The 17,654-nt window shown below is 71.4% G+C and carries 15 protein-coding genes and 1 tRNA gene; 5 read left to right on the top strand and 11 right to left on the bottom strand.

Features of this window, described 5'->3' with window-relative positions; translation table 11 throughout:
* Nucleotides 1–12 precede the first annotated feature (12 nt).
* The gene (locus ABEB00_RS19080; RefSeq protein WP_345621036.1) at nt 13–822 is read left to right on the top strand and encodes a trans-aconitate 2-methyltransferase; all 810 of its coding nucleotides are present in this window, start codon (nt 13–15) and stop codon (nt 820–822) included.
* Nucleotides 823–881: 59 nt separating this feature from the next.
* Here ABEB00_RS19080 and ABEB00_RS19075 read toward each other — a convergent pair whose 3' ends face one another.
* Nucleotides 882–1,559 (bottom strand): TetR family transcriptional regulator, encoded by a 678-nt coding sequence (locus tag ABEB00_RS19075; RefSeq protein ID WP_345621035.1) that lies wholly within the window; start codon nt 1,557–1,559, stop codon nt 882–884.
* Nucleotides 1,556–2,566 carry an acyl-CoA desaturase gene (locus ABEB00_RS19070; protein WP_345621034.1) on the bottom strand — a complete coding sequence of 337 codons (1,011 nt, stop codon included), beginning with the start codon at nt 2,564–2,566 and terminating at the stop codon, nt 1,556–1,558. Before ABEB00_RS19070 ends, ABEB00_RS19075 begins: the two co-directional genes overlap by 4 nt.
* Before the next feature lie 291 nt (nt 2,567–2,857).
* Between ABEB00_RS19070 and ppc the strand changes: the two genes are divergently transcribed.
* A complete protein-coding gene (ppc, locus tag ABEB00_RS19065; RefSeq protein WP_345621033.1) occupies nt 2,858–5,608 on the top strand; it encodes a phosphoenolpyruvate carboxylase in 2,751 nt (916 codons plus the stop codon).
* Nucleotides 5,609–5,690: 82 nt separating this feature from the next.
* On the opposite strand, the gene ABEB00_RS19060 is transcribed toward ppc, so the two are convergent.
* The 7 genes from ABEB00_RS19060 to ABEB00_RS19030 all read right to left on the bottom strand — a co-directional run bounded on the left by ABEB00_RS19060 (nt 5,691) and on the right by ABEB00_RS19030 (nt 11,312).
* Entirely contained in the window at nt 5,691–6,191 is a 501-nt protein-coding gene (locus ABEB00_RS19060; RefSeq protein WP_345621032.1) for a hypothetical protein, read from the bottom strand.
* A gap of 54 nt (nt 6,192–6,245) precedes the next feature.
* Nucleotides 6,246–6,848 (bottom strand): aminoacyl-tRNA hydrolase, encoded by a 603-nt coding sequence (gene pth / locus ABEB00_RS19055; protein WP_345621031.1) that lies wholly within the window; start codon nt 6,846–6,848, stop codon nt 6,246–6,248.
* Nucleotides 6,849–6,948: 100 nt separating this feature from the next.
* Nucleotides 6,949–7,542, bottom strand: a complete 594-nt coding sequence (locus ABEB00_RS19050) for a 50S ribosomal protein L25/general stress protein Ctc (RefSeq protein ID WP_345621030.1) — start codon at nt 7,540–7,542, stop codon at nt 6,949–6,951.
* 170 nt (nt 7,543–7,712) lie between these two features.
* Entirely contained in the window at nt 7,713–8,690 is a 978-nt protein-coding gene (locus ABEB00_RS19045) for a ribose-phosphate diphosphokinase (RefSeq protein WP_345621028.1), read from the bottom strand.
* 108 nt (nt 8,691–8,798) lie between these two features.
* A complete protein-coding gene (glmU, locus tag ABEB00_RS19040; protein ID WP_345621026.1) occupies nt 8,799–10,247 on the bottom strand; it encodes a bifunctional UDP-N-acetylglucosamine diphosphorylase/glucosamine-1-phosphate N-acetyltransferase GlmU in 1,449 nt (482 codons plus the stop codon).
* Nucleotides 10,248–10,378: 131 nt separating this feature from the next.
* Nucleotides 10,379–10,449 (bottom strand) — tRNA-Gln (locus ABEB00_RS19035).
* An 11-nt stretch (nt 10,450–10,460) separates the two neighbouring features.
* Complete coding sequence (locus tag ABEB00_RS19030; protein ID WP_345621024.1) at nt 10,461–11,312, bottom strand: hypothetical protein; 852 nt, start codon at nt 11,310–11,312, stop codon at nt 10,461–10,463.
* Between the two features lie 169 nt (nt 11,313–11,481).
* Between ABEB00_RS19030 and ABEB00_RS19025 the strand changes: the two genes are divergently transcribed.
* Nucleotides 11,482–12,804, top strand: a complete 1,323-nt coding sequence (locus ABEB00_RS19025) for a sensor histidine kinase (protein ID WP_345621023.1) — start codon at nt 11,482–11,484, stop codon at nt 12,802–12,804.
* A gap of 13 nt (nt 12,805–12,817) precedes the next feature.
* Here ABEB00_RS19025 and ABEB00_RS19020 read toward each other — a convergent pair whose 3' ends face one another.
* Together ABEB00_RS19020 and ABEB00_RS19015 are read right to left on the bottom strand one after the other, a co-directional pair.
* Nucleotides 12,818–13,312, bottom strand: a complete 495-nt coding sequence (locus ABEB00_RS19020) for an SUKH-3 domain-containing protein (protein WP_345621022.1) — start codon at nt 13,310–13,312, stop codon at nt 12,818–12,820.
* A gap of 62 nt (nt 13,313–13,374) precedes the next feature.
* The gene (locus tag ABEB00_RS19015; protein WP_345621021.1) at nt 13,375–13,995 is read right to left on the bottom strand and encodes a YwqJ-related putative deaminase; all 621 of its coding nucleotides are present in this window, start codon (nt 13,993–13,995) and stop codon (nt 13,375–13,377) included.
* 265 nt (nt 13,996–14,260) lie between these two features.
* On the opposite strand from ABEB00_RS19015, the gene ABEB00_RS19010 reads away from it, so the two are divergent.
* Together ABEB00_RS19010 and ABEB00_RS19005 are read left to right on the top strand one after the other, a co-directional pair.
* The gene (locus ABEB00_RS19010; RefSeq protein WP_345621019.1) at nt 14,261–15,310 is read left to right on the top strand and encodes an SMI1/KNR4 family protein; all 1,050 of its coding nucleotides are present in this window, start codon (nt 14,261–14,263) and stop codon (nt 15,308–15,310) included.
* Between the two features lie 7 nt (nt 15,311–15,317).
* Nucleotides 15,318–17,639, top strand: a complete 2,322-nt coding sequence (locus ABEB00_RS19005; protein WP_345621017.1) for an SUKH-4 family immunity protein — start codon at nt 15,318–15,320, stop codon at nt 17,637–17,639.
* Nucleotides 17,640–17,654: the final 15 nt, after the last annotated feature.

Below are 17,654 nucleotides of genomic sequence, written 5' to 3'. Positions count from 1 at the left end.
GAGGTCCGCCCCATGCCCGACACCACCCCCGCCTGGGACCCCGCCCGGTACCTGCGCCACGCCGGCCACCGCGCCCGCCCCTTCGCCGACCTGCTCGCCCGGGTCCCGGACCTGCCCGCGCGGGCACCCCGGATCGCCGACCTCGGCTGCGGACCGGGCAACGCCACCGCCTTGCTCACCGCCCGCTGGCCCACCGCCCACGTCACCGGCCACGACAACTCCCCCGAGATGCTCGAACGGGCCCGCGCGGGGGCCGGTCCCACCCCGGGCGGCGGCCGCCTCGACTTCGCGACCACCGACGTCCGCACCTGGACCCCCGCCGAGCCGCACGACCTGATCCTCAGCAACGCCACCCTGCACTGGATCCCCGGCCACACCGACCTCTTCGCCGGCTGGATCGCCGCACTCGCCCCCGGCGGCGTCCTCGCCTTCCAGGTACCCGGCAACTTCGACGCCCCCAGCCACCGCCTGCTGCGCCGGCTGGCCCCCGACGGCACCGCGCACCGCACCGACACCGTCCACACCCCCGAGGAGTACCTGGCCCGCCTCACCGGCCTCGGCTGCACCGTCGACGCCTGGGAGACGACCTACATCCACCTGCTGACCGGCGAGGACCCCGTACTGGACTGGGTCGGGGGCACCACCCTGCGCCCCGTCCTCACGGCCCTCGACGACGCCCCGGAACGCCGGGACGCGTTCCTGGACCGGTACCGCGACGCCCTGCGCACCGCCTATCCACCGGGCCCGCACGGCACCCCGTTCCCGTTCCGCAGGGTGTTCGCGGTGGCCCGCAAGGAGACCGGCCGGACCGGCCCCTCCTGAACCGGGCTCCTCCTGAACCCGGCCTCTCCGGCACCCGGCACCGGCCCGGCACCCGGGCCTCAGTTCTTCCGGTGACCGATCAGCCGCGGCTTCTGGTTCAGCCCGTCCAGGCCGTGCCAGGCCAGATTGACCAGGTGGGCCGCCACCTCCGCCTTCTTCGGACGGCGGACGTCCAGCCACCACTGACCGGTCAGCGCGACCATGCCCACCAGGGCCTGGGCGTAGAGCGGGGCCAGCTTGGAGTCGAAGCCGCGGTTCTTGAACTCGCGGCCCAGGATGTCCTCCACCTGCGTGGCGATGTCCGAGATGAGAGAGGCGAAGGAACCCGTGGACTGCGGGATCGGGGAGTCACGGACCAGGATGCGGAAACCGTCCGTGTACTCCTCGATGTAGTCCAGCAGGGCGAACGCGGCCTGCTCGCACAGCTCCCGGGGGTGCCCGGCGGTGAGCGAACTCGTCACCATGTCCAGCAGACGGCGCATCTCCCGGTCCACCACCACCGCGTACAGCCCCTCCTTGCCGCCGAAGTGCTCGTACACCATCGGCTTGGACACCCCGGCCTTCGCCGCGATCTCCTCCACCGACGTGCCCTCGAAACCCTTCGCGGCGAAAAGCGTGCGACCGATCTCCAGCAACTGCTCGCGACGCTCGGCACCGGTCATGCGGGTGCGCCGTACGCGCCGCGGCTTGTCATTGCTCGGGGTGCTGCTGGAGTCGGTCGCCACGACACCAATCATGCCGCCTCGGCGGTCTCCGTCCGGGGCCGGGAGCCGTCTTGCACCGTGTGACGGCGCGAATCGATACGCGAGCGTGACGGCCAGCGCACGTCGTACGCCCACCCGCACAGCTCGAAGAGACGGATGAACCGCGCCGAGGAGTCGACCTGCCCGCGCTCCACCCCGTGCCGCGCCGACGTCGGGTCCGCGTGGTGCAGGTTGTGCCAGGACTCACCGCAGGACAGGACCGCGAGCCACCACACGTTGCCCGAGCGGTCCCGCGACTTGAACGGCCGCTTGCCGACCGCGTGGCAGATGGAGTTGATCGACCAGGTCACGTGGTGCAGCAGCGCCACCCGCACGAGTGAACCCCAGAAGAACCCGGTGAACGCGCCCCACCAGGACATCGTGGCCAGACCACCGATCAGCGGCGGCAGGGCCAGCGACAACAGCGTCCACAGGATGAACGTCCGGGAGATCACCCGCAGCGCCGGGTCCTTGATCAGATCCGGCGCGTACTTCTCCTGCGAGGTCTGCTCCTCGTCGAACATCCAGGCGACGTGCGCCCACCACAACCCCTTCATCAGGGCCGGCACCGTCTCCCCGTACCGCCACGGCGAGTGCGGGTCACCCTCGGCGTCGGAGAACCTGTGGTGCTTGCGATGGTCGGCCACCCACCGCACCAGCGGCCCCTCCACCGCCATCGAACCCGCGATCGCCAACGCGATCTTCAACGGCCGCTTCGCCTTGAAGGAACCATGGGTGAAGTGCCGGTGGAAGCCGATGGTGATGCCGTGGCAGCCGAGGAAGTAGAAGAAGACCAGCAGCCCCAGGTCCAGCCAGCTCACACCCCACCCCCACGCCAGCGGCACCGCCGCCACCAGCGCGAGGAACGGGACGGTGATGAAGAGCAGCAGGGTGATCTGCTCGATCGAACGCTTCTGCTCGCCGCCCAGCGTCGCGGAGGGCGCCGCGGAGCCGTCGGATGCCGTCGGAACGTCTGGGATCACATCGGAACTCATGGTCATGCGTGTCCTCTGACAGGGTCGGGGGTCGAGGCCGGTGCCGGGCCGTGGACAGCGTGCGTACTTCCTACGGTTCCGTAACCTACGGCGACGTAAGTATGGCAGTGCGTAGCTCCCCGGCAAGAGCCCGTGAGCCTGCGCGTCCGGGTGGACACCTATCCTGGGAGTCGGTCGGACAGCGCGGTCCGCTCTGACTCTTTCCCGGACGTCCGGCCCCGTAAGCGGCACCCGCCGCCGGAGACGGCGTTCGGGTTCCCTCCCGGACGAGCTTCAACACTGCAAGGAGCCGCACCTGTGAGCAGTGCCGACGACCAGAGCACGACGACGAACAGCAGCACCGAGCTGCGCGCCGACATCCGCCGGCTGGGCGATCTCCTCGGAGAGACCCTCGTCCGGCAGGAGGGCCCCGAGCTGCTGGAACTCGTCGAGAAGGTACGCCGCCTCACGCGCGAGGACGGCGAGGCCGCAGCGGAACTGCTGCGCGGTACCGAACTGGACACCGCGGCCAAGCTGGTCCGCGCCTTCTCCACCTACTTCCACCTCGCCAACGTCACCGAACAGGTGCACCGCGGCCGCGAGCTGCGCGCCCGCCGCGCCGCCGAGGGCGGCCTGCTCGCCCGCACCGCCGACCGGCTGAAGGACGCCGACCCCGAGCACCTGCGCGCGACCGCCGCCAACCTCAACGTGCGGCCCGTCTTCACGGCCCACCCCACCGAGGCCGCCCGCCGCTCGGTCCTCAACAAGCTGCGCCGCATCGCCGCCCTCCTCGACACCCCCGTCATCGAGTCCGACCGGCGCCGCCTGGACACCCGCCTCGCCGAGAACATCGACCTCGTCTGGCAGACCGACGAACTGCGCGTCGTACGCCCCGAACCGGCGGACGAGGCCCGCAACGCCATCTACTACCTCGACGAACTGCACGCCGGCGCCGTCGGCGACGTCCTGGAGGACCTCACCGCCGAACTGGAACGCGTCGGCGTCAAGCTCCCCGACGGCACCCGCCCGCTCACCTTCGGCACCTGGATCGGCGGCGACCGCGACGGCAACCCCAACGTCACCCCCCAGGTCACCTGGGACGTCCTGATCCTCCAGCACGAACACGGCATCAACGACGCCCTGGAGATGATCGACGAGCTGCGCGGCTTCCTGTCGAACTCCATCCGCTACACCGGAGCGACCGAGGAACTGCTGGGCTCGCTCAAGGCCGACCTGGAACGGCTCCCCGAGATCAGCCCCCGCTACAAGCGCCTGAACTCCGAGGAGCCCTACCGCCTCAAGGCCACCGCCATCCGGCAGAAGCTGGAGAACACCAAGGCCCGCCTGGCCCGGAGCACCCCGCACGAGGACGGCCGCGACTACCTCGGCACCGCCGAACTCCTCGAAGACCTGCGGATCATCCAGACCTCCCTGCGCGAGCACCGCGGCGCCCTCTTCGCCGACGGCCGCCTCGCCCGCACCATCCGCACCCTGGCCGCCTTCGGCCTCCAGCTCGCCACCATGGACGTCCGCGAACACGCCGACGCCCACCACCACGCCCTCGGCCAGCTCTTCGACCGGCTCGGCGAGGAGTCCTGGCGCTACGCCGACATGCCCCGCGAGTACCGCGCCAAGCTCCTCGCCAAGGAACTGCGCAGCAGGCGCCCGCTGGCCCCGACGCCCGCACCCGTGGACGCCGCCGGCGAGAAGACCCTCGGCGTCTTCCGCACCGTACGGCGCGCCCTGGCGATCTTCGGACCCGAGGTCATCGAGTCGTACATCATCTCCATGTGCCAGGGCGCCGACGACGTGTTCGCCGCCGCCGTCCTCGCCCGCGAGGCCGGCCTGCTCGACCTGCACGCCGGCTGGGCCAAGATCGGCATCGTGCCGCTCCTGGAGACCACCGACGAGCTGAAGGCCGCCGACACCATCCTGGAGGACCTGCTCTCCGACCCGTCCTACCGGCGCCTGGTCGCGCTGCGGGGCGACGTCCAGGAGGTCATGCTCGGCTACTCCGACTCCTCCAAGTTCGGCGGCATCACCACCTCCCAGTGGGAGATCCACCGCGCCCAGCGCCGGCTGCGCGACGTCGCCCACCGCTACGGGGTGCGCCTGCGCCTCTTCCACGGCCGCGGCGGCACCGTCGGCCGCGGCGGCGGCCCCTCGCACGACGCGATCCTCGCCCAGCCCTGGGGCACCCTGGAGGGCGAGATCAAGGTGACGGAGCAGGGCGAGGTCATCTCCGACAAGTACCTCGTGCCGTCGCTGGCCCGGGAGAACCTGGAACTGACGGTCGCCGCCACCCTCCAGGCCTCCGCCCTGCACACCGCCCCCCGCCAGTCCGACGAGGCCCTCGCCCGCTGGGACGCCGCGATGGACGTCGTCTCCGACGCCGCCCACACCGCCTACCGCAAGCTGGTCGAGGACCCCGACCTGCCCTCGTACTTCTTCGCCTCCACCCCCGTCGACCAGCTCGCCGACCTCCACCTCGGCTCCCGGCCCTCCCGCCGGCCCGACTCCGGCGCCGGACTCGACGGACTGCGCGCCATCCCCTGGGTGTTCGGCTGGACCCAGTCCCGGCAGATCGTCCCCGGCTGGTTCGGCGTCGGCTCGGGACTCAAGGCGCTGCGCGAGGCGGGTCTGCGGCCGGAAGGGGACACCGTGCTCGACGAGATGCACGGGCAGTGGCACTTCTTCCAGAACTTCATCTCCAACGTCGAGATGACCCTGGCCAAGACCGACCTGCGCATCGCCCAGCACTACGTCGACACCCTCGTCCCCGACGAACTGAAGCACGTCTTCGACACCATCAGGGCCGAACACGAACTCACCGTCGCCGAAGTCCTCAAGATCACCGGCGAGAGTGAACTCCTCGACGCCCAGCCCGTCCTGAAGCAGACCTTCACCGTCCGCGACGCCTACCTCGACCCGATCTCCTACCTCCAGGTCGCCCTGCTCAAGCGGCAGCGCGACGCCGCCGCCGGCGACCAGGAACCCGACCCGCTGCTCGCCCGCGCCCTGCTGCTCACCGTCAACGGAGTCGCCGCCGGCCTGCGCAACACCGGCTGACCCGCACCGCGCACCGCACATCGAGAAAGGGCGCTGCCCCCGAGCCGTCCGGCCCGGGGGCAGCGCCCTTTCCCACCCCGCTTCAGATCACCACGTACGTGGCCGTCAGCAGCGCCACACCCGACCCGGCCAGCACCCACGCCGCCCGGGTCCGCCGCAGCCCGCCCGCCACCACCACCGACGCCAGCAGCAGCGCACCGCCCAGCGGCACCCACGCGTACAGCACCCCGCCCGGCCCCGACCGCACCGCCTCGCCGCCGTCGCCCGGCTTCAGCACCACGGAGTACGTCTCGCCCTCCGCCACGGCGACCGAGTCCTCCAGCACGACCCGCGCCCGGGCCCGCGACCCCGCCGACACCGGCGTGTACGGCCCGCCGCACACCCCGCCGCCGCACCGCGTCACCTCGACCGTGCCGCGCTCCCGGCCCTTGGACAGCAGCACGTGCTGCGCGGTACCCCACGACGCCCACACCCCGGCGATCAGGATCAGCACGGTGACCGCGCCCATCGCCGCGACGCGCCCGAGGCGCAGCACGGTGGCCGACGCCCGGGGACCCTGGGAGGAAGAGACCGCTGAAGGCATGGCCGCGATCCTTGGCCATGCCCCCACTCTCGGTCAACCTCGGTGGGGGAAACGTCAGGAGTTGTACAACCCCTGCGCCCGCTCCAACCCCTCCGACACCAGACACTCCACCGCGTCCGCCGCCCGGTCCACGAACCAGTCCAGCTCCTTGCGCTCCACCGACGAGAAGTCCTTCAGCACGAAATCCGCCACCTGCATCCGCCCCGGCGGCCGCCCGATCCCGCACCGCACCCGGTGATACTCCGGCCCCATCGCCTTCGTCATCGACTTCAGCCCGTTGTGCCCGTTGTCCCCACCGGCCAGCTTCACCCGCAGCACCCCGAAGTCGATGTCCAACTCGTCATGGACCGCCACCACCCGCGCCGTCGGCACCTTGTAGAAGTCCCGCAGCGCCGTCACCGGACCACCCGACAGATTCATGTACGACATCGGCTTCGCCAGCACCACCCGCCGGCTCCCCGGCCCCGGCGGACCCAGCCGCCCCTCCACCACCTGCGCCTGCGCCTTCCCGTGCCGCTTGAACCGCGCCCCGAGCCGCTCCGCCAGCAGATCCACCACCATGAAACCGACGTTGTGCCGGTTGCGCTCGTACTCCGGCCCCGGATTGCCGAGACCGGCGATCAGCCAGGGAGCCGCAGAATCCGTCGTCACGTCCATGTCTCCTCGATACGCGGATACGCGCCGGCCGCTGCCCCCTCGCAACACGAGGAAACAGCGGCCGGCGCTATGGGGAAGGTTGAGGCCACGACGCCGAGGATCAGGCCTCGGCGGACTCGCCGCCCTCGGCACCCTCGCCCTCGGCCTCCTCGGCCTGCGCGGCCAGCACCTGGAGGACCACCGTGTCGTCGTCGACGGCCAGCTTGGTGCCCTTGGGCAGCGGGATGTCCTTCGCCAGGACGGAGTCACCGGCCGCCAGACCCTCGACGGAGACCGTGACCGACTCCGGGATGTGCGTCGCCTCGGCCTCGACCGGCAGCGGGTTCACCACGTACTCCAGCAGGTAGCCGCCCGGCGCCAGCTCACCCTCGGTCTGCACGTAGATCTCCACGCTGACCGTCTCGCCACGCTGGACGAGCTGCAGGTCCACGTGCTCCAGCCAGCCACGCAGCGGGTCACGCGACACGGACTTCGGGATCGCCAGCTCATTGGACTTGCCGTCGATGTCCAGCGCGATCAGCACGTTCGGCGTACGCAGCGCCATCAGCAGCTCGTGACCCGGGAACGTCAGGTGGATCGGGTCGGAACCGTGCCCGTACAGCACACCCGGAACCTTGTTGTCACGACGGATACGGCGGGCGGCACCCTTGCCGAACTCGTTGCGCGTCTCGGCAACGATCTTGACCTCGGACATGATCACTCCTCGTAAATGCTGGAACGGACGTGGTCACCCGGCCACGAACGGCCTGCTACGAAGAGCGCGTCGATAACGGACAGCCACACCCGCAAGCGAAAACGGGCGCGGCCTCCCTCGCCGAGCAACTTCGACAGTCTACTCGGCAGGGAGGCCGCGCCCAAAAGGATCTACGACTGCTCGTCGAAGAGACTCGTCACCGAACCGTCCTCGAAGACCTCACGCACCGCACGCGCGATCGTCGGCGCGATCGACAGCACCGTGATCTTGTCCAACTCCAGCTCACTCGGCGTCGGCAGCGTGTCCGTGAACACGAACTCACTCACCTTCGAGTTCTTCAGCCGGTCCGCCGCCGGACCCGACAGCACACCGTGCGTCGCCGTCACGATGACGTCCTCCGCACCGTGCGCGAAGAGCGCGTCCGCCGCCGCACAGATCGTCCCACCGGTGTCGATCATGTCGTCCACCAGCACACAGATCCGGCCCTCCACATCACCGACCACCTCGTGGACGGTCACCTGGTTCGCCACGTCCTTGTCACGCCGCTTGTGCACGATCGCCAGCGGCGCGCCCAGCCGGTCGCACCAGCGGTCCGCGACCCGCACCCGGCCCGCGTCCGGAGACACCACCGTCAGCTTGTTCCGGTCCACCTTCGCGCCCACGTAGTCCGCCAGCAGCGGCAGCGCGAACAGATGGTCCACCGGACCGTCGAAGAAACCCTGGATCTGATCCGTGTGCAGATCCACGGCCAGGATGCGGTCCGCACCCGCCGTCTTCATCATGTCCGCGACCAGACGCGCCGAGATCGGTTCACGGCCGCGGTGCTTCTTGTCCTGCCGCGCGTAACCGTAGAACGGCACGATGACGGTGATGGAGCGGGCCGACGCGCGCTTCAGCGCGTCGATCATGATCAACTGCTCCATGATCCACTTATTGATCGGAGCCGTGTGGCTCTGGATCAGGAAGCAGTCCGCTCCACGCGCCGACTCCTGATACCTCACATAGATCTCACCGTTGGCGAAATCGAACGCCTTCGTCGGGACAACCCCGACACCCAGCGCGTGAGCGATCTCCTCGGCAAGCTCGGGGTGGGCGCGGCCGGAGAAGAACATCATCTTCTTCTCGCCGGTCGTCTTGATCCCGGTCACAGCACTGTCTCCTCAGAGGTGTCTCAGCCGGTGCAGAGCGGATGTCCCAGCCAGGGGTGCGGATGTGCGTCTATCACGGTACGCCGAGTTCGACGCGCCGGTTTCCGGTCAGTCTTCCGCGCCCGGCTCCCGGGACGCCTCCTCCGCCGCCCGCGCCGCCGCACTCCCCGGACGCTTACGAGCCACCCAGCCCTCGATATTCCGCTGCTGGCCACGGGCCACGGCCAGCGAACCGGGCGGCACATCCTTCGTGATCACCGAGCCGGCGGCGGTGTACGCCCCGTCCCCGACCGTGACAGGAGCCACAAACATGTTGTCCGAACCCGTACGGCAATGCGAACCGACCGTCGTGTGGTGTTTGTCCTGTCCGTCATAGTTCACGAACACACTCGCAGCCCCGATATTGGTGAAATCACCGATCGTCGCATCCCCCACGTACGACAGATGCGGCACCTTCGTGCCCTCACCGATGGAGGCGTTCTTCGTCTCCACATACGTACCGATCTTGCCCCTGACCCCCAGCCGCGTCCCCGGCCGCAGATACGCGAACGGACCCACCGACGCCTCCGCGCCGATCTCCGCCCCCAGCGACACCGTGTTGTCCACCCGCGCGCCGGCCCCCACCCGCGTGTCCGTCAGCCGCGAGTTCGGCCCGACCTCCGCGCCCTCACCCAGATGCGTCGCCCCCTGCAACTGCGTACCCGGATGCACGACCACATCCCGCTCGAACGAGACGGACACATCCACCCACGTCGTCGCCGGATCGACCACCGTCACACCGGCCAGCATCGCACTCGCCAGCAACCGGTCGTTCAGAACGCGGCGCGCCTCGGCCAGTTGCACCCGGTTGTTGATCCCCGCGATCTCCCGGTGGTCCCCGGCCACACACGCGCCCACCCGGTGACCCGCCTCGCGCAGGATGCCGAGGACATCGGTCAGATACTCCTCGCCCTGGCTGTTGTCCGTACGCACCTTGCCCAGCGCGTCCGTCAGCAACTGCCCGTCGAACGCGAACACACCCGAGTTGATCTCCCGGATCGCCCGCTGCGCCGCGGAGGCGTCCTTGTGCTCCACGATCGCGGTCACCGCGCCGGACGCCTCGTCCCGCACGATGCGGCCGTAACCGGTCGCGTCCGGGACCTCGGCGGTCAGCACGGTCACGGCGTTGCCGTCGGCGGAGTGGGTGGCGGCGAGCGCGGTGAGCGTCTCGCCGGTGAGCAGCGGGGTGTCCCCGCAGACCACGACGACCGTCCCCGACACGGCCCCGCCCAGCTCCTCCAGACCCATCCGTACGGCGTGCCCGGTGCCGTTCTGCTGCGCCTGCACGGCGGTACGGACGCCCGGGGCGACCTCGGTCAGGTGTGCGGTGACCTGCTCGCGGGCGTGACCGACGACCACGACCAGGCTGGCGGGGTCCAGTTCACCTGCGGCGGCGAGCACATGCCCCACGAGGGACCGGCCGCACAGCTCGTGCAGGACCTTGGGGGTGGCCGACTTCATACGGGTGCCCTCACCCGCTGCGAGAACGACGACGGCTGCCGGGTGGTTGGCACTCACGGGATGCCCTTCGGCTCTGGGTGGGGGTGGACATCCGCAGGATACCGGGGGGTTTTGTGGGGGGTATGGGTGCGGGTCCTGACCGACTGTTTGTCGGTCAGGACCCGAACTTGGCACGTGCGTGCTGTGGGCTCCCGGAGAAGGATTCGAACCCTCATTCAACGGACCAAAACCGTTTGTCCTACCTTTAGACGATCCGGGATAGTTTGTTCGCTATGTCCGATTTCTTTGATCGGGAGCGAGTGCAGCCCCTACTATGCCGTACCAGGCTCCTTCGATGCGACGATGCAGGTCGGCGCTTTTGAGGACCGCGACCCGCAGGCAGCCGTGGTAACCCTCGCCGGTGTTCGTCCGGTTGGTCCTGGGATTGTGCCTCTTGAGGCTGGTCTTCAGGAGGTCGGCCACGTTGATCCCGACAAGGTGCGCCCAGTGCGCCTCGGCGCGTGGCACGTCTGCCGACTCGTGGATGTTGACCGAGAAGCGGCGGCGCTCCGTGTCCACTCCGAGCAGGTCGAGCCAGGAGAGGAACAGCCGGATCATGTTCGGGTCGCTGTTCACGAAGATCACCCGCCGTGACGAGCCGGGCTTGGCCTTGGCCCCCTCCGACCAATAGAGCCCGACGCCGACAAGGAACAGCTCCCTTTCGGACAGTGGACCGACATCTTGAACGGTGGCTGTCTCAATGTGCTGATGCTTCACGGGTCGTTGCGCGGATCTGGGTCCGGGCTTCGCCCTTGGGTCGAGGGGGTGCTGTTGCGGCCTCGGCAGGTCTCGAACCCACAGCGACACCGAGCTCTTGGAGCAGCGCAGTTCCGTCTGGATCTGGTTGTACGTCCACCCCTGAAGGCGCAGCTCACGCGCCCGCTCCCGCAGGTCGTCCTTGGCTCGCGGGCGCTTCGTCCAGTCCGGTGGTGGTTCGCCTTCCACGAGGCGCTGAAGGGTCTCCTTGTTGCGCACCTGTAGCTCGTCCCGGATCTGCCGGAGGCTGTAGCCCGCGCGGCGCAGCGCCACCGCCTTTTCCCTTAAGTCTTCGAAGTTCGCGTACTTGCTCTGTGGTGGGGTCATGGGGCATAGCTTCCGGGCGGAACGGGGGGCTCCGGAGGGGAACCGGGGGTGATTCACCAGTTCGAGGGGTATCGCGACGTATCGCTTCTGATTCATCACACTGTGTGGTGTAGTCGGGGCAACGAAAACTGCCCGGAAATGGGGCGCCTCGCGCCCGTAGGGTGGAGGTATGACCACGACGGGGGAAGACCACGTACCGGCCCGGGGTGGGCCTTGGTGGTGGGGGCGGTGGCGCGGTGCGGTGCTCGATGTGGGGCTGGCGGGCGTGTCCGCGGTGGAGTGCGCGGCGGAGGGGATCCCGTTCGCGGGTGACGCGGGGATTCCGGTGTGGGCGGGGGTCGTCTTCGGTCTGCTGGCCGGTTCCGTGCTGCTGGTGCGGCGCAAGTGGCCGATCGCCGTGGTGCTGGTGGCGATCGCGATCACGCCGGCCCAGATGGGTTTCCTGATGGGTGTCGTCGGCCTGTATTCGCTGGCCGTGTGCGAGGTGCCGCGCCGGATCATCGGTTCGCTGGCGGCGATGATGATGCTCGGCACGATGATCGTGACGTTCGTGCGGGTGCGGCAGGACATGGCGCGCGGTGAGCTGGGGATCGGTGACTGGTTCGTCCCGTTCGCGGCGATCACGATCGCGGTGGGGCTGACCGCGCCGCCCGTGCTGCTGGGTCTGTACGTGGGGGCGCGGCGGCGGTTGATGGAGAGCCTGCGGGAGCGGGCGGACGATCTGGAGCGGGAGTTGCAGTTGCTCGCGGAGCGCGCGGAGGAGCGGGCCGAGTGGGCGCGGGGCGAGGAGCGGACCCGGATCGCGCGGGAGATGCACGATGTGGTCGCGCATCGGGTGAGTCTCATGGTGGTGCACGCGGCGGCGTTGCAGGCGGTGGCGCGGAAGGATCCCGAGAAGGCCGTGAAGAACGCGGCGCTGGTGGGGGACATGGGGCGGCAGGCGCTGACCGAGTTGCGGGAGATGCTCGGGGTGCTGCGCAGTGGTGGTGAGGAGCGTCGGGAGCGGGCGGCGGTGCCGCTGGCGGCGGTGGGGGTGGCGGCCGCGGCGGCGGCTTCGCGGGCGGCTCGGGAGTCGGGCGGGGAGTGGGGCGGTCCGGTGGAGGGGCCGTGGCTGTCGGAGCTGGGCGTGCTGGTGGGGCAGTCGGCGGCGGCGGGGATGGTGGTGGACCTGTCGGTGCAGGGGGAGGCGCGGTCGTATGCGCCGGAGGTGGAGCAGACGGCGTACCGGGTGGTGCAGGAGGCGTTGACGAACGTGCACAAGCATGCGTCGGGGGCGAAGACGTACGTACGGCTGGCGCACCGGGTGTCGGAGATCGCGATGCAGGTGGAGAACGAGCCGCCGCCGGATTCGGCGTCGTCGGCGCGGTTGCCGTCCGGGGGGAACGGGCTGGTGGGGATGGAGGAGCGGGTGGCGGCGCTGGGCGGGGTGTTCGTGTCGGGGCCGACGGAGGCGGGGGGTTTCCGGGTGTCGGCGGTGATTCCGGCGGCGTGAGCCCCCCGGGGGGTCAGGGGGTGGTGAGGCGGGTGGGTTCGGTGCCGTTGACGAGGGTGGCGAGGGCGGCGTCGATGTCGTGGCCGAGGTACCAGTCGCCGGTGTGGTCGAGGGCGTAGACGCGGCCGTCGGTGTCGATGGCGAGGAGTGCCTGGGTGTCGGTCTCGGTGCCGAGGGGGGAGATCTCGGTGTCGAGGGCGCGGCCGAGGTCGCCGAGGGTGCGGGCGAGGTGGAGGCCGTGCAGGGGGTCGAGGTGGAGGGTGGCGGGGGCGAGCCGGCGGCCGGGGCCGGTGGGGGTGAGGGTGAGGCCGCCGAATTCGGCCCAGGCTTCGACGGCGGCGGGGAAGACGGTGTGGCGGTGGCCGGCGGGTGAGGTGTGGGCGCGCAGGGTGTCGGCCCAGATCTCGGCCTGTTGGATGTCCCAGCGTCCGGGTCGCCAGCCGGCGTCGCGCAGGGCGGCGTCGACGGGGACGGGGAAGCGGGTGGTGGAGGTGCGGTCGGCGTGCATCGGCCTTCGTTCGTCGTCCGTGGGGTGTGCGTGCCCGGGGTGGTGGCTGGGGGTGGGCGGGGTCAGTCGGTGGTCGTCGTGGGGTCGACGACGCGGACGCCGAAGTGGGCGCTGAGGGCGGTGCAGGTGCGGCAGGGCGCGGCGAAGGTGCCGTGCAGGGGGTCGCCGTCCTCGCGGATGCGGCGGGCGGTGAGTTTGGCGTGTTTGAGGGCTTTGCGGGCCTCGCCGTTGGTCATGGGTCTGCGGGCGGCGCGTTTGCTGCGGGCGGCGTCGGCGGTGGCGATGTGCCGGGAGATGAGGAGGGTCTCGGCGCAGCGGCCGGTGAAGCGGTCGCGTTGTCCGCTGGTGAGCGCGTCGAGGAAGTCTTGTACGAGGGGGTGCAGGGCGGGGGGTGTGTCGCCGCGGGCGGCGGTGCCGGTGAGGGTGGCGCCGCGGACGGAGAGGGCGGCGGCGACGGTGGGCAGTATGCCGTCGCGGCGGTGGCGCAGGGCGGGGGCGTGCGGGGTCTCGGCGCTGGACCAGCCGATGCGGGGGTCTCCGGTCCGGGGGTCGACGGTCCGGGGGTCTCCGGTCCGGGAGTCTGTGGCGCGGGGCTCTGCGGTGCGGGGATCTCCGGTGCGCGGGTTTGCCGGCCGTGGGTCGTCGGACCTGCCCGGATGCGGTCCCGTCTGCGTCGCGCTCATGATCATTTTCCCCTCCTGTGCATCCCCCCGGAGGTCACAGAGTGCCAAACGGCGTGGCGGGTGGGGAAGCTGGGGCGTGGCGACACGCCCGCATACGGGCGGTCTGTCACGGCGGGGTGACGGCTGGTCACGGAAGCGGAAGGGCCCGTCACCGGTGCCGGTGACCGGTGTCCTCGTACCGCATAGGCTGTCGGCACCGCGCTCGCGTGCGGTGACTGACTCAGACAGACGTCCACACGGACATACGCCGCAGGGGGCAACCGCCATGACGACAGGTCGGCTCGGGCTGGGGGCTCCTCCCGGCCGCCAGGCTGGTGGACAGGTCGCACCGCCGAACGCGGCCTACGCCGGGCAGGTCGTGCACTTCCCGGACCCGGTGAGGGCCGCGCGGTATCCGCGAGGGGTACGCGTGGACGAGGGCGGGCATCCCGACTTCTCGCCCTACGCGCGTGTGGCGGTGGAGATCGCGGAGCCGCCGGAGGGTTTCGGGGTCGACGAGTTGCGGCTGACGGACTACGTGTCGGCCAACGCGACGATGTCGGCGTCGGGGCACGAACTGTGGGGAACGGTGCCGGCGGTGGCGACGCCGCACGGCTGGACGTGGCACCACGTGGCGCATTCGCGGCGGCTGGTGCTGGTGCCGGTCGAGGTGAAGGCGTTGCTGCGGCACCACGGCGGGATCGCGACGGCCGGGGTGGACCAGTCGAAGCGGGGGACGCGGCCGTTGCAGGAGACGCGTCCGGCCCACTTCGGGCTGCCGAAGTCCGGTGTGGCGGTGTCGGAGCAGCAGGTGCTGGGCGTCGAGGAGGACCTCGGGTACCGGCTGCCGGGCGCCTACCGGTCGTTTTTGAAGGCGGCGGGCGGGTGCGCCCCGGTGGGGACGGCGCTCGACGCGGAGCTGGGGCTCCTGATCGACCAGCCGTTCTTCACGGTGCGGGAGGAGGCGGCGGTCAACGACCTGGTCTACGTCAACAAGTGTCTGCGGGACCACCTGACGAAGGACTATCTGTGCGTCGCGTTCGTGCAGGGCGGTCTGCTGGCCGTGAAGGTGAAGGGTGAGCGGCCGGGTTCGGTGTGGTTCTGCGCGTACGACGACGCGCGGGACGTGGATCCGGGGTGGCCGCCGGCCGAGCGGGTGGAGCGGTTGCTGCTGCCGTGCGGTGCGGACTTCGACGCGTTCCTCGCGCGGCTGGCGGGTTCCCCGCCGGAGTTGGAGACGGTGGCGAACCTGATGGTGGACGGCGGCTTCGCGCGTGAGGTGCCGGTGACGCCCGCGGGGGCGTCGGCGTCCGCCGCGGCCGCGGCGGGAGAGTGAGCTGGCGATGGTGACGTTCGCGCAGGCGCAGGAGCGCGCCGAGGAGTGGATCAACGGGGACGTGCCGGCGTACCAGCACCGTGAGGTGCGGGTGCGGGAGTTCGGCCTCGGGTTCGTGGTCTGGGCGGAGGACCGTGCGGACGGGCCGCGTTCGGACGGGGGTGCCCAGCGGCTGGTGCTCGCCCGGGACAGCGGGGAGGCGTCGCTGTGGCCCTCGCTGCCGGTGGGCGAGGTGATCCGCCGGTACGAGGAGGAGTACGGGCGGACCGAGCCGGCCGACGAGCCGGCCCCGGCGGCGCGGGTGGATCTCAATCAGACGTCGTTCCTGCTGACTCCGCCGGAGTGGTTGCAGGAGGCGGCGGACAAGATGGGCATCCCGGACCGGCGGCGGGAGGGGGAGCGGGCGGGAGAGGACGAAGCGTCCGCGTCCGCCTCCGCGTCCGGCTCCGCATCCGTGTCCGCGTCCGCCTCCGGTGTCGGTGCCGGTGAGGGTGAAGGCGCCGGGGCGCGGGGCGGCGGTGCGGCGTGGCCGGCCGCGGGTGCCGGGTCCGATGCCGCAGTGCCGGGCGCGCCGGGTGCGCCGGACGGGGCGACGCCGTGGGCGGGGACGGACACCAACGCCGACTCCGGTGACGACCGTTCCGTACCGCTTCCCGAGACGGTCTTCGCGGCGCCGCTGAGCGAGGACGCCGGGTCCGGTGTGCCCGGTGTGCCGGGTGCGGCGGGGTCCGCGGGTACGCCTTCGGCCGGGGGCGAGGGCGCGCCGCCGCCTCCGCCGATGCCGGGCACGCCGCCTCCGCCGCCGGTCTCCGGGCCGGGTGCGCCGGGGGTTCCGGCGGGTGGTTACGTGCCGACGCAGTTCGCGCCGGCCCTCAACACCCCGAACCCGCCGGGCGCCACGCCTCCGCCGCCGGGCGCGCCCGGAACTCCGGGTGTGCCGCCGCCTCCGGGTGTGCCGAACGGCCCCGGCGGGACGCCTCCCGGCGGGGTGCACCAGGCCGCGACGATGCTGGCCGACTCCGGTCGGCCGGGCCAGGTGCCGCAGCCTCCCGGGCCGCCGCGGCTGCCCGGAGTTCCCGGTGCGCCCGGCGCCCCGGGTGTGCCTGCCGCCCCGGGTGTGCCTGCCGCACCCGGCGCGCCCGGCGGCGCGGGTGGTGGTGTGCACCACGCTCCGACCGTGCTGGCCGCGCCCCCTGTGGCCGGCCCCGGCGTCCCCCCGCCTCCGCCCCCGCCCCCGCCCCCGGCGCCGGGCGTACCGCAGCCGCCCGGTGCGCCCCAGCCGGTGCCCCCCGGTGCGGTGCCGCCTCCGGGTGCCGTGCCGCCCCCGGCGTACGGCTATCCGCAGGCGTCCGCGCGGCCGACCGTGGGTCCGGGGTACCAGGCCGTGCTGCGCTACCGCGCGCACGACGGTTCCGAGCAGCAGCTCATCCGGCGTTCGGCGCCGGGCACGCCGCACCCGGAGTGGCAGATCTTCCACGAGCTGCGGGCCATGAACGTGCCGCCGGACCAAGTGCTGGAGCTGCACACGGAGCTGGAGTCCTGTGAGCTGCCGGGCGCGTACTGCGCGCGGATGATCCGGGAGCAGTGGCCGCAGGCGCGGATCACGTCGATCGCGCCGTACGGCACCGATCACGCGAGCCGGCAGCAGGGCATGCGGCAGCTTCTCGTACACCAGGGGGAGTTGCACCAGGTGGCCGACGGTCCGGCGCGTCCGGCGCCGGTGCGGGCTCCGCTGCCGGCGATGCCGCCGGCGCCGCCGGTCCCGCCCGAGGGCATCGGCCAGGAACTCGCGGCGGCCTTCGGGCCCGGCGTCTTCCGCTTCGAGCAGGCGGCCGTGTCCCGGCAGGGCGTGCCGCCGGTGGTGGCGCACACGCTGGTGGCGGCGGGGCTGCCGAGGGACGTGGGCCCGTTCTTCTGGGCGCAGGCCGTGCCGGGCCGTCCGGTGCCGACGCTGGCGGAGCTGGCGGCCGAGCGGGGTGTGCGGCCGTCCTCGGACGCCGGGTCGTACCTCGTGGTGGGCAGCGACTTCGGCAAGGCGATCTGTGTGCAGTACGGCACGGCGAACATCGTGGCGGTGCCGGTGGAGGCGGGGCCGGGCGGTGCGCCGGTGCCGCCGCAGTTCGTCAACACCGGGCTGCCGGAGTTCGCGCGCTGCCTGGCGATGCTGGGCCGGATGTGGCCGCTGCGGCTCCAGCTCAACCAGGAGCAGGCGGGCCGCTGGACCGTCGACTTCCAGGCGCAGCTCGTCGCGCTCGACCCGGCGGCGCTCGGTTCGCCGGAGAGCTGGTGGTCGGTGCTGCTGGAGGAGATGTGGGACGGCCTGCTGTGACGCGGCGGCGCTGAC

It is taken from the genome of Streptomyces ziwulingensis (assembly GCF_039542605.1).
Lineage (GTDB): Bacteria > Actinomycetota > Actinomycetes > Streptomycetales > Streptomycetaceae > Streptomyces > Streptomyces ziwulingensis.
This window is presented reverse-complemented; position numbering and strand designations above follow the sequence as displayed.